The sequence below is a fragment of the Escherichia sp. E4385 genome (genome assembly GCF_963883145.1).
Classification (GTDB): Bacteria; Pseudomonadota; Gammaproteobacteria; order Enterobacterales; family Enterobacteriaceae; genus Escherichia.
Genome location: NZ_CAWOOJ010000001.1, coordinates 38,436 through 51,816, shown reverse-complemented (window position 1 = coordinate 51,816; position 13,381 = coordinate 38,436). Strand labels below are relative to the sequence as shown.

General features: G+C 49.6%; 12 protein-coding genes. 8 read left to right on the top strand and 4 right to left on the bottom strand.

Annotated features, from left to right (window positions below; all coding sequences use genetic code 11):
- Positions 1 to 65: 65 nt before the first annotated feature.
- The 4 genes from ybgE to cydA are packed head-to-tail and all read right to left on the bottom strand — an operon-like array spanning position 66 to position 3,210.
- Positions 66 to 359 carry a cyd operon protein YbgE gene (ybgE, locus tag AACS80_RS00230; protein WP_063096546.1) on the bottom strand — a complete coding sequence of 98 codons (294 nt, stop codon included), beginning with the start codon at positions 357 to 359 and terminating at the stop codon, positions 66 to 68.
- Entirely contained in the window at positions 359 to 472 is a 114-nt protein-coding gene (gene cydX, locus AACS80_RS00225; RefSeq protein WP_000270283.1) for a cytochrome bd-I oxidase subunit CydX, read from the bottom strand. Before cydX ends, ybgE begins: the two co-directional genes overlap by 1 nt.
- A 14-nt stretch (positions 473 to 486) precedes the next feature.
- The gene (gene cydB / locus AACS80_RS00220; RefSeq protein WP_135404561.1) at positions 487 to 1,626 is read right to left on the bottom strand and encodes a cytochrome d ubiquinol oxidase subunit II; all 1,140 of its coding nucleotides are present in this window, start codon (positions 1,624 to 1,626) and stop codon (positions 487 to 489) included.
- A 15-nt stretch (positions 1,627 to 1,641) separates the two neighbouring features.
- Positions 1,642 to 3,210, bottom strand: a complete 1,569-nt coding sequence (gene cydA / locus AACS80_RS00215; RefSeq protein WP_010331061.1) for a cytochrome ubiquinol oxidase subunit I — start codon at positions 3,208 to 3,210, stop codon at positions 1,642 to 1,644.
- A gap of 1,379 nt (positions 3,211 to 4,589) precedes the next feature.
- On the opposite strand from cydA, the gene glmS reads away from it, so the two are divergent.
- From glmS to cobO, 8 genes are all read left to right on the top strand, one after another.
- Entirely contained in the window at positions 4,590 to 5,039 is a 450-nt protein-coding gene (gene glmS, locus AACS80_RS00210; RefSeq protein ID WP_138183608.1) for a methylaspartate mutase subunit S, read from the top strand.
- Positions 5,039 to 6,427 carry a methylaspartate mutase accessory protein GlmL gene (gene glmL / locus AACS80_RS00205; RefSeq protein WP_131161677.1) on the top strand — a complete coding sequence of 463 codons (1,389 nt, stop codon included), beginning with the start codon at positions 5,039 to 5,041 and terminating at the stop codon, positions 6,425 to 6,427. The genes glmS and glmL overlap by 1 nt, the downstream gene beginning before the upstream one ends.
- Positions 6,428 to 6,445: 18 nt before the next feature.
- A complete protein-coding gene (locus AACS80_RS00200; protein ID WP_130209900.1) occupies positions 6,446 to 7,891 on the top strand; it encodes a methylaspartate mutase subunit E in 1,446 nt (481 codons plus the stop codon).
- A complete protein-coding gene (locus AACS80_RS00195) occupies positions 7,891 to 9,132 on the top strand; it encodes a methylaspartate ammonia-lyase (RefSeq protein ID WP_130209898.1) in 1,242 nt (413 codons plus the stop codon). The genes AACS80_RS00200 and AACS80_RS00195 overlap by 1 nt, the downstream gene beginning before the upstream one ends.
- A 3-nt stretch (positions 9,133 to 9,135) precedes the next feature.
- Positions 9,136 to 10,506, top strand: coding sequence for an acyclic terpene utilization AtuA family protein (locus tag AACS80_RS00190; RefSeq protein WP_135409718.1), 1,371 nt, complete (start codon positions 9,136 to 9,138; stop codon positions 10,504 to 10,506).
- Positions 10,503 to 10,820 (top strand): DUF4387 domain-containing protein, encoded by a 318-nt coding sequence (locus AACS80_RS00185; protein WP_130214960.1) that lies wholly within the window; start codon positions 10,503 to 10,505, stop codon positions 10,818 to 10,820. The genes AACS80_RS00190 and AACS80_RS00185 overlap by 4 nt, the downstream gene beginning before the upstream one ends.
- A 269-nt stretch (positions 10,821 to 11,089) precedes the next feature.
- Positions 11,090 to 12,742: a class I fumarate hydratase gene (locus AACS80_RS00180; RefSeq protein WP_135409717.1), complete on the top strand. Its 1,653-nt coding sequence runs from the start codon at positions 11,090 to 11,092 to the stop codon at positions 12,740 to 12,742.
- A gap of 9 nt (positions 12,743 to 12,751) precedes the next feature.
- Positions 12,752 to 13,354 (top strand): cob(I)yrinic acid a,c-diamide adenosyltransferase, encoded by a 603-nt coding sequence (gene cobO, locus AACS80_RS00175; RefSeq protein WP_130222235.1) that lies wholly within the window; start codon positions 12,752 to 12,754, stop codon positions 13,352 to 13,354.
- Positions 13,355 to 13,381: the final 27 nt, after the last annotated feature.

Genomic DNA, 13,381 nt, shown 5'->3' with positions numbered 1-13,381 from the left:
AGTTAAGGGAGCGTAAAAATTTATGGACTGTTGAAGGTCCATAAATTTTTAAAGAGAATTCTGATTTAAAAGAAGAAGAAAATCAGCCCGACAATGAGAACGATATCGGCAAGCAGTGGGCAAAAAATCCCTTGCCAGAGAACCTTCTGCGGACGAAAACCCACGCCGTGAATTACGCCAGCACAGACGGCCCACATCAGCAATAAACCATGCCAGATTTCCAGTTCACTGGTCTTCGCGGCAAAACGTGATGGGTCCCAAAACATACATCCTGCTAACAGAAGCGCCATCACGAAGGAAAGCGCCCGCAGGGGGCGCTTGTCCATTACCGCATACAAAGTTGCGATAACCTTACTCATCAGCTGTCTTCTTGACCGGCTTTACCTGATTCGACGTGCTCAAGCGCCAGCGCGGTGATTACCCCAAACGAACAGGCAAGAAGCGTTCCCAGAATCCATGCGAAATACCACATTTTTAGCTCCTTACTTAGTACAGAGAGTGGGTGTTACGTTCAATATCTTCTTTGGTGATACGTCCGAACATTTTCCAGTAACACCAGGCGGTGTAGAGCAGAATGATCGGAACCAGAACCACCGCAACCCAGGTCATGACGTTAAGCGTCAGCTGGCTGGAAGTTGCATCCCACATTGTCAGACTTGCATTCATCATGGTGCTGGACGGCATCACAAACGGGAACATCGCGATACCGGCAGTCAGGATAATGCAGGCCAGCGTCAGGGAAGAGAACACAAACGCCCACGCGGCTTTATCCATACGTGCAGTCAGGATGGTCAGCAGCGGCAGAACCACACCCAGCGCCGGAATAGCCCACAGAATCGGCGTGTTGTTGAAGTTCGCCAGCCATGCGCCAGCTTCACGAACCACTTCTTTATTCAGCGGGTTAGAGGCAGCGTAATGGTCCATTGTCGATTTCACGACATAACCATCGATACCGTACATCACCCATACACCCGCCAGTGCGAAGCAGACCAGCGTCACCAGTGCCGCTACCTGTGCCGTTGCACGGGTACGCAGGTGCAGTTCGCCCACGGTACGCATCTGCAGATAGGTTGCGCCCTGGGTAATGATCATCCCTACGCTTACCACACCTGCCAGCAGGCCGAATGGGTTAAGCAGCTGGAAGAAGTTACCGGTGTAGTACAGACGCAGATATTCATCAACGTTAAACGGTACGCCCTGCAACAGGTTACCGAACGCCACACCAATCACCAGCGGCGGAACGAAGCTACCAATGAAGATGCCCCAGTCCCACATGTTACGCCAGCGGGTTTCTTCAATCTTGGAGCGGTAATCAAAACCGACCGGACGGAAGAACAGAGACGCCAGCACAAGGATCATCGCCACATAGAAGCCGGAGAACGCAGCGGCATAGACCATCGGCCAGGCAGCAAACAGTGCGCCGCCTGCGGTGATCAGCCATACCTGGTTACCGTCCCAGTGTGGTGCGATGGAGTTAATCATAATTCGACGCTCGGTGTCGTTACGACCGAGGAAACGGGTGAGCATGCCCACCCCCATGTCGAAACCGTCAGTGACTGCAAAACCAATCAGCAGAATGCCAACCAGCAGCCACCAGATAAAACGCAATACTTCATAATCGATCATTTGACGACTCCTGTCTTAGCGTGCCGGCTGAGTAGTCGTGGAGGACTGCTCAAAGTGATAGCGACCGGTTTTCAGGCTGCTTGGGCCGAGGCGTGCAAACTTGAACATTAAGAACAATTCTGCCACCAGGAACAGGGTATACAGGCCGCAAATCAGCACCATCGAGAAGATGAGATCGCCTGCGGTCAGTGACGAGTTCGCCACAGCTGTCGGCAGCACTTCACCGATAGCCCACGGTTGGCGGCCATATTCAGCCACGAACCAGCCCGCTTCTACAGCAATCCACGGCAGCGGAATACCGTACAGCGCGGCGCGCAGCAGCCATTTTTTCTCGCCAATGCGGTTGCGGATGACACTCCAGAAGGAGAGCGCAATGATTGCCAGCAGCAGGAAGCCACACGCCACCATGATACGGAACGCGAAGTACAGCGGCGCTACACGCGGAATGGAGTCTTTGGTTGCCTGTTGAATCTGAGCTTCAGTCGCATCAGCCACGTTCGGCGTATAGCGTTTCAGCAGCAGACCGTAACCGAGGTCTTTCTTCATGCTATTGAACTGGTCACGAACCGCCTGGTCGGTAGAACCAGAACGCAGTTGTTCGAGCAGAGAGTACGCTTTCATCCCGTTACGAATGCGTTCTTCATGCTGAACCATCAGCTCTTTCAGGCCGATCACTGGCGTATCCACGGAACGCGTTGCAATGATGCCCAGCGCGTAAGGGATCTGGATCGCAAATTTGTTCGTCTGCTCATCCTGATCAGGAATACCGAACAGAGTAAAGGCAGCAGGCGCAGGTTGCGTTTCCCACTCGGCTTCAATTGCAGCCAGTTTGGTTTTCTGCACGTCGCCCATTTCGTAACCGGATTCATCACCCAGAACAATAACAGACAGAACGGCAGCCATACCGAAGCTTGCAGCGATAGCAAAGGAGCGTTTAGCGAAGGCGAAGTCACGGCCTTTCAGCATATACCATGCGCTGATACCGAGGATGAACATCGCGCCAGTCACATAACCAGAGGCTACAGTGTGAACGAATTTCACCTGAGCAACCGGGTTAAGCACCAGTTCGGAGAAGCTCACCATCTCCATACGCATGGTTTCGAAATTGAAATCGGACGCGATTGGGTTTTGCATCCAGCCGTTCGCAACCAGAATCCACAGTGCGGACAGGTTTGAACCGAGCGCCACCAGCCAGGTGACACACATATGCTGAACTTTACCCAGACGATCCCAACCGAAGAAGAACAGACCTACAAAGGTGGATTCGAGGAAGAAGGCCATCAGACCTTCGATTGCCAGCGGCGCACCGAAGATATCCCCTACATAGTGGGAATAGTAGGACCAGTTAGTCCCGAACTGGAACTCCATGGTCAGACCGGTTGCCACACCCAGAGCAAAGTTGATACCAAACAACTTGCCCCAGAACTTGGTCATATCTTTATAAATCTGTTTGCCGGAAAGGACGTAGACCGTTTCCATAATGGCCAGCAGGAACGCCATACCGAGCGTCAGCGGCACAAAAAGGAAGTGGTACATCGCGGTCAAGGCAAACTGTAAGCGCGACAGTTCGACTATATCTAACATCATGACTCCTTGCTCATCGCATGAAGACTCCGAGAGTGAACCCCGTTAGAAAGGGTCACACGCATGCCCCAATACAAAATTATTTGCTCGCCCCTATCGTTGCCATTTCATCAAAAGAGGAAAGACAATGATAAAAAAGTTACAAATATGTTAATGAATAAACCAAATTGATCCCGTAATTATATTACGCCGCAAAATCCTTACAATAAACAGGTTTTTATTGAGCAAATTTGCATTTTTCGACAGTGATCAATTTATAGTGAAATTGTCACCATCCCACCAATTTGATCTACGACAATTTATCGCGTTTTGCAGATTTTTTTCAAGAATTAAAAATTGATTTATATCAAAATCAACCAGATATGTTAACCATGTATAATCTATAGATCATTGGTAATTTTATTGTTAATTTATTGTAACCAAATAGCGCAGTAAAATTACCACTATGGAAATGCATAGATAAAAAACCAGTATTTTATTTAACAGAACCGCCTTACCCACTTTTTATAAGACTAATTGGTTAGATTAGCCAATTTGTTGTCATTTTACATAACATATTTTTATCAAAGTTAATTGATTGTTGTCTTTATGAGCACCAACCTTTACCACGGAATGTTATTGTTGCTTTGCTAATAATCACATTGAAGGATGGATTTGTAGAATTCAGGAAGAAGGGAAAGAGAGCTTTTAAGCTAAATTACATCTGATATAAGTATTTTTCCCCTTTTTATATTCAATGAACGGCTCAGTGACCCAACATCAAACAACATGAGATTCAATAACTAAGTTTATCCTGTGTTGGTATATGTAAATTATTTTTATTAACCCAGCAGCAAGACGAGACAATGAAACGGTATTATATCTGGACGTTATTGAACACCAGCCCACTCGAAGTAATACGTTCCACTGCTCAAGAATAATCATTTGAGTAGAAGTGATTAATTAGGTCCAATGAATAGCACAACCCCAAATGAGTTATTAACCATTTGTTACTTTAAACATTACCGTTACAATTCCATGTTAAGACGGCAGTAAATTGCATTAATAATGCGCACCAAACTTTATGAACTACTTTTATAACCAGTTCCCTCTTAAAAAATGCAAATCAGATGTTGATCACAAATATATCAATACATTAAATCAATATAATTTGAAAAATTAAAATCAATAACAACCATATACGTAACCCATTGAAATAACCGTCATATTTAAAGCAATCACATAAACAAGCATTTTTCGAAAGATATTTTGAAAATAGATCAATTGCAACCAGACGACAGGACACAGACACTCCAGTGTTATTAATCATGTGCCACAGAAACGGCCATAAATACGACGTGTGTAACTTATTTTACTCTCTGTCTTACAAAGGATTACCCATGAAGAAAGCAACACTAGTGCTTGGCGTTATTGGTGCCGACTGCCATGCAGTTGGCAATAAAGTTCTGGATCGCGTTTTTACTTCTCATGACTTCAGAGTCATAAACCTGGGCGTAATGGTCAGCCAGGATGAATATATTGATGCTGCCATTGAAACTGGCGCTGACGCGATAGTAGTTTCCTCTATCTATGGGCATGGGGATATCGACTGTCTGGGTATGCGTGAACGCTGCATCGAACGTGGGCTGGGCGACATTCTGCTCTATGTAGGCGGTAACCTGGTGGTGGGTAAACATGACTTCGCTAACGTGGAAATCAAATTCAAAGAGATGGGTTTTGACCGCGTCTTCGCCCCCAGCCATGACTTAGAAGATGTCTGCCAGCTGATGGCCAACGATATCAACCAGCGTCATGGTGTTGAAACACGTATTTTCGAAGAGGCCATCTGATGCAAATCGTCTCTGTCGATATTGGATCGACGTGGACCAAAGCTGCCCTCTTTACCCGGGAGGGGGACGCGTTAACGCTGGTTAACCACGTTCTGACCCCAACCACCACGCATCATCTGGCCGATGGTTTTTTCTCAAGCCTGAATCAGGTGTTAAACGTAGATAACGCCCTCCCCCTGTTAAAAAGCGGCGAAGTCGCATTGAAGTACTCTTCTTCAGCCAAAGGTGGACTGGCGGTTGCCGCAATGGGATTAGTGCCTTCTATTACCCTGGAATCCGCGAAAGTAACCGCTCACTCTGCTGGCGCTAAAATTGCGCAGCATTACTCCTACAAGCTGAACCGCCGTGATATTCAGGCGCTGGAAGAGTCACCACCCGATATCCTCTTATTCACTGGCGGCACCGACGGCGGAGAAGAGAGTTACGGGCTAAATAACGCCCGTGTGCTGGCGGAATCAAAACTCGATTGCGCCATTATATATGCCGGAAACAGGGACATTCAGGACAATATACAGGACATCCTCGGGCATAAAGATCTGACTATCGTCGATAACGTTCTGCCTGACCTTGAAAATCCCTCCCCTTTCGCCGCGCGACAGGCCATCTGCGACATTTTCCTCAAACGCATTGTTAAAGGAAAAGGACTGGATGTCATTGTTGATGAAACGGGCGAAGAGCCAATGCCAACGCCGTGGACAGTTTTTGAACTGGTTAAGGCAATCAGTAATGTCGATAGCCGTTGGAAAGAGTTCATGCTGATCGACATGGGCGGCGCAACCACCGATATGTATTCTGCCTGTGCCAATAATCTCTCACCCGACACCGTTTTACACGGCGTACCGGAACCCTTCGTAAAACGGACCGTTGAAGGCGATCTGGGAATGCGCGTCTCAGCAATGGTGGTTGGTGAAAGCGCAAAAGACTTAGTTAATGTGATCTTTTCTCAGCACCCCACGCAGCAGGACGCTTTTTATCATTATCTCCGTCATTTGGTTGCACATCCCGACCATTTACCCACTAACGCAGAAGAAAAATATTTCGATACTGTGCTGGCCGGGCTGTGCGTAGGTTACGCCACTGAACGTCATGCCGGCACCAAAAAAGAGGTCTGCACCTGCGTCGGCAATGTCGATTTACAGATGGGACGCGACCTGACCACCGTGCGCAAAGTCGTTGGTTCCGGTGGATGGCTGTCGCGCGCCAGCCAGTTTGATATTCATCGTTGGTTGAAATACCGCGAGTTAAACGACGACGGCAAACGCATTCTCTTACCGACCGAATTTGAATATTACCGCGATTCACGGGGGCTATTTCCACTGCTGGCAAACGTCGCCAGAGTCGATCCGCAGGCCGCCGCGCGTACCAGTATTCAATGCTTAACCCTATAACAATTAAGGTAGCAATCAATGGAACTTCGAAATAAGAAATTAACCCATGACGAATTCATGACCGAGCGGCAACAGGTACTGAAAACCTGGGAAACCGGCAAGGATGTTGAAAACTTCGAAGATGGCGTTAAATATCAACAAACTATTCCTGATCACAAACGCTTCTCCCTTGCCCTACTGAAAGCAGACCTGGAAGGTAAAACGCTTAGCCAACCGCGCGCAGGCGTGGCGTTGATGGACGAGCACATCGAACTACTGAAAACACTGCAAGATGAGTGCGATTTGCTACCGAGCACCATCGATGCCTATACCCGTCTGAATCGTTACGAAGAAGCCGCGGTAGGGATTAAAAAATCCATCGAAGCCGGAACCTCTAAACTGAACGGTTTACCGGTGGTTAACCACGGCGTCGCCGCATGCCGTCGTCTGACCGAAACCTTGCAAAAACCGCTACAGATCCGCCATGGCACACCAGATGCGCGGCTGCTGGCTGAAATCTCAATGGCCAGCGGCTTCACCAGCTATGAAGGCGGCGGCATTTCCTACAATATTCCGTATGCCAAACGCGTAACGCTGGAAAAATCGATCCGCGACTGGCAGTACTGCGACCGTTTAATGGGGCTGTATGAAGAGCACGGAATTCGCATCAACCGCGAACCGTTTGGCCCGCTTACAGGTACCTTGATTCCACCGTTTATCTCGCACTCTATTGCGATAATCGAAGGCTTGCTGGCACTGGAACAGGGCGTGAAATCTATCACCGTCGGTTATGGTCAGGTCGGAAGCCTGACGCAAGATATTGCGGCGATCCAGTCTCTGCGGGAACTCGCTCACGAATACTTCCAGAATCATGGCTATGCAGAGTACGAATTAAGTACGGTGTTCCACCAGTGGATGGGCGGTTTTCCGGAAGACGAGTCAAAAGCATTCGCGATTATCTCCTGGGGCGCGGCGGTTGCCGGAATGTCGGGCGCAACCAAAGTGATCACCAAGAGTCCGCATGAAGCCTGGGGCATCCCTACCGCAGCCGCCAACGTGCAGGGACTGAAAGCTTCCCGCCAAATGCTCAATATGGTTAGCGATCAGAAATTCCCACCGTGTCCTGCGGTGGAACTGGAAGTTGAGCTGATTAAGAGTGAAGTTCGCGCCGTGCTGAATAAAGTGTTCGAACTGGGGAATGGGGATATCGCGCGCGGTACGGTGCTGGCATTTGAAGCGGGCGTACTGGATGTGCCGTTTGCACCAGCCGCCTGCAACGCGGGCAAAATTCTTCCGGTTCGCGACAACACCGGCGCGATACGCGTGCTGGAAGCAGGCGCCGTTCCGTTGCCAAAAGACATTCTCGACCTTCACCACGATTACGTTGCTGAACGCGCACGCTTTGAAGGACGCCAACCGACATTCCAGATGGTTGTTGATGACATCAATGCTGTATCCCACAGTAAATTAATAGGAAGACCATAATGAAAATAAAACAGGCCCTGTTCACCGCTGGCTACTCCTCATTCTATTTCGATGACCAGCAGGCGATAAAAAACGGAGCGGGCCACGACGGATTTTTTTATACCGGGGAGCCGGTTACGTCTGGTTTTAGTGCAGTACGTCAGGCTGGGGAGTGCGTTTCAGTTCAGTTGATTCTGGAAAATGGCGCGGTCGCGGTTGGTGACTGTGCTGCGGTACAGTACTCCGGGGCAGGTGGTCGCGATCCGCTGTTCCTCGCCGAGCATTTTATTCCGTTCCTTAATGACCATATCAAACCGTTACTGGAAGGCCGCGATGTGGATGCGTTTGTGCCGAACGCCCGTTTTTTCGACAAGCTGCGTATTGACGGCAACTTGCTGCATACCGCCGTGCGCTATGGATTATCGCAGGCGTTGCTTGACGCTACCGCGCTGGCAACGGGCCGTCTGAAAACTGAAGTCGTTTGCGATGAATGGCAGCTACCGCGCGTGGCAAAATCCATTCCTTTATTTGGTCAGAGCGGCGACGATCGGTATATCGCCGTCGATAAGATGATCCTTAAAGGGATCGACGTACTGCCCCATGCACTGATTAATAACGTCGAAGAGAAGCTGGGCTTTAAGGGCGAAAAACTGCGCGAATATATCCGCTGGTTGTCAGATCGCATTCTGAGCAAACGCACCAGCGCTCGCTACCACCCTACGCTGCACATCGATGTATACGGCACCATCGGTCTGATCTTCGACATGGATCCCGTTCGCTGCGCGCAATACATCGCCAGCCTGGAAGAAGAAACACAAGGTCTGCCGCTGTACATTGAAGGTCCGGTCGATGCCGGTAACAAACCTGACCAAATTCGCCTGTTGACTGCCATCACCAAAGAGCTGACGCGCCTCGGTTCCGGCGTGAAAATTGTCGCCGACGAATGGTGTAACACCTACCAGGATATCGTTGATTTCACTGATGCAGCCAGTTGCCACATGGTGCAAATCAAAACGCCTGATCTGGGCAGTATTCACAACATCGTCGACGCGGTTCTGTACTGCAACAGCCACGGAATGGAAGCTTATCAGGGTGGCACCTGTAACGAAACCGATGTTAGCGCCCGAACTTGTGTCCACGTAGCTCTTGCCGCGCGTCCCATGCGGATGCTGGTAAAACCGGGGATGGGGTTTGACGAAGGCCTCGACATCGTGTTCAACGAAATGAATCGTACTATCGCGCTGATGCTGGCTAAGGATTAACAGATGGCTCGTTCTTTTAAAGTCTTATCACCTACTGCGATCCTCGGTTACGGCTTCCCTGAAGAGAGCTTCCGCAAAGCGATGGCGGAAGCTCCCGATCTGATCGCCGTTGATGCCGGATCTTCCGATCCTGGCCCGCACTATCTGGGGGCGGGTAAGCCCTTTACCGACCGCGCGGGAGTTAAACGCGACCTGCGCTATATGATAACCGCAGGCGTGCAAAATAATATTCCAGTGGTGATCGGGACGGCCGGTGGTTCTGGCGCAGCCCCGCATTTGGAGTGGTGTCGTCAAATTATTCACGAGATAGCGCAAGAGGAAAAACTTTCGTTTTCGATGGCGCTGATCCCGGCGGACGTTGACAAAGCCATCGTCCACCAGGCACTGGATAACGGCAAAATAACGGCGCTGGATTTTGTCCCGCCGTTAACGCACGACGCGATTGACGAAAGTACCTATATCGTCGCGCAAATGGGCATCGAGCCCTTCCAGCGGGCGCTGAAAGAAGGCGCACAGGTGGTGCTGGGCGGCCGGGCTTATGATCCGGCCTGCTTTGCCGCGCTCCCCATCATGCAAGGCTTTGACGAAGGGCTGGCGCTGCACTGTGGGAAAATTCTCGAATGTGCAGCAATTGCCGCAACGCCAGGCTCCGGCTCTGACTGTGCGATGGGCATCATCGACGATAATGGCTTCACGCTGAAGACGTTCAATCCGCAGCGTAAATTCACCGAAACATCCGCAGCCGCGCATACGCTGTATGAGAAATCGGACCCGTACTTCCTGCCGGGACCGGGTGGTGTTCTGAATCTGAAAGGCTGCACCTTCAAAGCCGTGAACGACGGTGAAGTTTATGTCAGCGGTTCTAAGCATGAAGAAACGCCATATGCCCTGAAACTGGAAGGTGCGCGGCAGGTGGGCTTCCGCTGCCTGACCATCGCAGGCACTCGCGACCCAATCATGATCGCCGGGATCGACAAAATCATTGAAGATGTCAAAGCCAGCGTAACGCGCAACCTGTCGCTGACCGATGACAGCATTCGAATGACATTCCACCTGTACGGTAAAAATGGTGTCATGGGCGACCACGAGCCCATGGAAACTGCCGGACATGAACTGGGGATCGTCCTGGATGTAGTCGCGCCGACGCAAGAAATCGCCAACAGTGTTTGTTCACTGGTGCGCTCCACTATGCTGCACTACGGTTATGAAAATCGCATCGCCACTGCGGGCAACCTGGCGTTCCCGTTCTCCCCTTCTGATATCCAGAGCGGACCCGTATACGAGTTTTCTATCTATCACCTGATTGAAGCCAACGACGCACTGCGCTTTGATTTCCATATTGAACAGGTGACGCCAGAAGGAGTTCAGGCATGAAACAGTCAATTGTCTCACTGGCGCAAGTCATTCGTTCGAAAAATGCCGGACCCTACGAACTGGTTTTAGATATTTTATTTAAAACGAAAGAAAACTATGAGCGAGTTAAATCATCAGGGCAATTAACTCCAGAGCTGATTGCGCGCTTATATCATGTTGAACCTGACTTTATTCATCGTATTGTCTGGTTTGATCCTTCTAATGCAGTAAAAATCGTCATGCCACGAGATATTATCTCCGGGAATGTGGGCGATAATGATGTTTATGGTGCGCAGCAGCACGCACCTTTATTAAGCATTCATTTTGACATTTAATAATTAATACTGTTTAGATTATCAATCCCATAAATGTACCTGCACAGATTTCTTTATGTCAGGTACATTTATCTAAACATATCAATAAAATAGATTACGAAGCTGCCAGCATTATCACAACTGGAATAACTGGTGGCCTACGTTCCCATAAAAATCATACAACAACCACACGTAATTAAACAAAAAATACTTAAGTCAATACCGAATCTCTGCTGGAAAAAAGACTGCCTTATCATTCGGTAAAAATAACCACAATGTGAGAACACATCATGTCCAAACCATTTATCTGGCAAGAACCGTTTTTACAATATAAAGACGCAACGGAATATAAATTAATCAGCGATCAATATATTACAGTAACGGAAATAGACGGCGAAGAAGTGATAAAAGTCGCTCCGGAAGCATTAACGTTGCTTGCCCGGGAGGCATTTTATGAAGCCTCTTTTTTCTTACGTCCCGTTCACCTGCAACAAGTCGCCAGCATTCTGAACGATCCGCAGGCCAGCAGTAATGACAGATATGTGGCCTTGCAGCTACTGCGCAATGCCGAAGTCTCGGCAAAAGGGATATTACCCAACTGCCAGGACACCGGCACCGCTACCATTGTCGCCAGTAAAGGGCAACACATCTGGACCGGGGGCAATGACGCCGAAGCCTTAAGCAAGGGTATTTACACCACTTTCCAGGAAAATAATCTGCGCTTTTCACAAAATGCGCCACTGGATATGTATACCGAAGTCAATACACAAACCAATCTTCCGGCGCAGATTGATATCAGCGCCGTCCCCGGCGACGAGTACCATTTTCTGTGTGTCAATAAAGGGGGTGGCTCTGCCAATAAAGCTGCGCTTTACCAGGAAACTAAATCTCTCCTGCAACCAGAAAAACTGACTGCGTTTTTAATCGAAAAAATGAAATCGCTGGGAACTGCCGCCTGTCCGCCCTACCACATCGCCTTTGTCGTCGGGGGACTTTCTGCCGATCAGGCGTTAAAAGTCGCCAAACTAGCGTCGACAAAATACTACGATAATCTGCCCACCAGCGGAAACGAGCAGGGACAAGCCTTCCGCGATGTTGAGCTGGAAAAAACCTTGCTCGACGCCAGCCAACAATTTGGTATTGGTGCTCAGTTTGGTGGCAAATATTTCGCTCATGATATTCGTGTTATCCGTCTACCGCGCCACGGCGGCTCCTGCCCAATCGCTATGGCACTCTCCTGTTCCGCCGATCGTAATATTAAAGCCAAAATTAACAAGCACGGCATCTGGCTGGAAAAACTCGAACATAATCCGGGGCAATATATTCCAGCCTCAATGCGGGAAGACAATCACACGCATAACGTACAGATTGATCTAAATCGTCCATTGCGTGAGGTAATGCAGGATCTCGCCATCTTACCGATCGGCACCCGAGTGTCGTTAAGCGGCCCCATCGTAGTGGCGCGTGATATCGCCCACGCCAAAATAAAAGAACGACTGGATAACGACGAACCGATGCCGGATTACCTGAAACATCATATTGTCTATTACGCTGGCCCCGCGAAAACACCGGAAAATATGGCCTGTGGTTCTCTTGGACCCACCACGGGCGGTCGAATGGACGGTTATGTCGACGCCTTCCAGGCGGCTGGCGGCAGTCTGGTGATGTTATCGAAAGGCAACCGCAGCCAGCAGGTTACCGATGCCTGTCACAAACATGGCGGCTTTAATCTGGGAAGTATCGGCGGTGCGGCGGCGTTACTGGCACAAGAATATGTCAAAAGCCTGCATTGCCTGGAATATCCGGAGTTGGGCATGGAAGCTGTGTGGATGATGGAGGTTGAAAACTTGCCCGCGTTCATTCTGGTGGATGATAAAGGCAATAATTTCTTTAGTCAGTTTGAGCAGCAACACCGTTGCGCCAATTGCCCCGCCGGGCATTAAGGAAAGTGAATGGAAGCGCGAATTTCAACTGAACGACATATTCAGCGCCAGCAGAAACTGAAAGAACAGGTCGACACACGCATCGCGGCGGCGACGGAGAAAAAAGGAATATTGATTGTTTTCACTGGTAACGGAAAAGGAAAATCCACCGCCGCTTTTGGTACCGTGACGCGCGCCGTAGGTCATGGCAAAACGGTTGGCGTTGCGCAGTTCATCAAGGGACAGTGGGACAACGGCGAATATAACCTTCTCCATCCACTGGGCGTTGAATTTCATATTATGGGAACAGGTTTTACCTGGGAGACACAGAATCGGCAAGCGGATATCGACGCGGCGAAAGAGGTCTGGTCTGAATGCAAGCGGATGCTGGCTGATGAGCGTTACGATTTAGTGGTGCTCGATGAGCTGACCTACATGCTGGCTTACCATTATCTGGATACCGAAGAAGTGATCGCTTCGCTACAAAATCGCCCGACGCAGCAAAACGTCATTGTCACCGGGCGCGGCTGCCATAGTGAGATAGTAAAAATGGCGGATACGGTAAGCGAAATCCGCCCCGTCAAGCATGCTTTTGATAACGGTATTCAGGCACAGCCTGGTATCGACTGGTAATGACTGCGCCTGGCATCTCGCCAGGCG

What these genes read in the sequence shown, in the direction of transcription:
- AACS80_RS00185 (WP_130214960.1), top strand. Translation starts at nt 10,503, where the DNA reads ATGAAACAGTCAATTGTCTCACTGGCGCAAGTCATTCGTTCGAAAAAT.
- cobO (WP_130222235.1), top strand. Translation starts at nt 12,752, where the DNA reads ATGGAAGCGCGAATTTCAACTGAACGACATATTCAGCGCCAGCAGAAA.
- AACS80_RS00190 (WP_135409718.1), top strand. Translation starts at nt 9,136, where the DNA reads ATGGCTCGTTCTTTTAAAGTCTTATCACCTACTGCGATCCTCGGTTAC.
- AACS80_RS00180 (WP_135409717.1), top strand. Translation starts at nt 11,090, where the DNA reads ATGTCCAAACCATTTATCTGGCAAGAACCGTTTTTACAATATAAAGAC.
- cydA (WP_010331061.1), bottom strand. Translation starts at nt 3,210, where the DNA reads ATGTTAGATATAGTCGAACTGTCGCGCTTACAGTTTGCCTTGACCGCG.
- ybgE (WP_063096546.1), bottom strand. Translation starts at nt 359, where the DNA reads ATGAGTAAGGTTATCGCAACTTTGTATGCGGTAATGGACAAGCGCCCC.
- cydX (WP_000270283.1), bottom strand. Translation starts at nt 472, where the DNA reads ATGTGGTATTTCGCATGGATTCTGGGAACGCTTCTTGCCTGTTCGTTT.
- AACS80_RS00200 (WP_130209900.1), top strand. Translation starts at nt 6,446, where the DNA reads ATGGAACTTCGAAATAAGAAATTAACCCATGACGAATTCATGACCGAG.
- AACS80_RS00195 (WP_130209898.1), top strand. Translation starts at nt 7,891, where the DNA reads ATGAAAATAAAACAGGCCCTGTTCACCGCTGGCTACTCCTCATTCTAT.
- cydB (WP_135404561.1), bottom strand. Translation starts at nt 1,626, where the DNA reads ATGATCGATTATGAAGTATTGCGTTTTATCTGGTGGCTGCTGGTTGGC.
- glmS (WP_138183608.1), top strand. Translation starts at nt 4,590, where the DNA reads ATGAAGAAAGCAACACTAGTGCTTGGCGTTATTGGTGCCGACTGCCAT.
- glmL (WP_131161677.1), top strand. Translation starts at nt 5,039, where the DNA reads ATGCAAATCGTCTCTGTCGATATTGGATCGACGTGGACCAAAGCTGCC.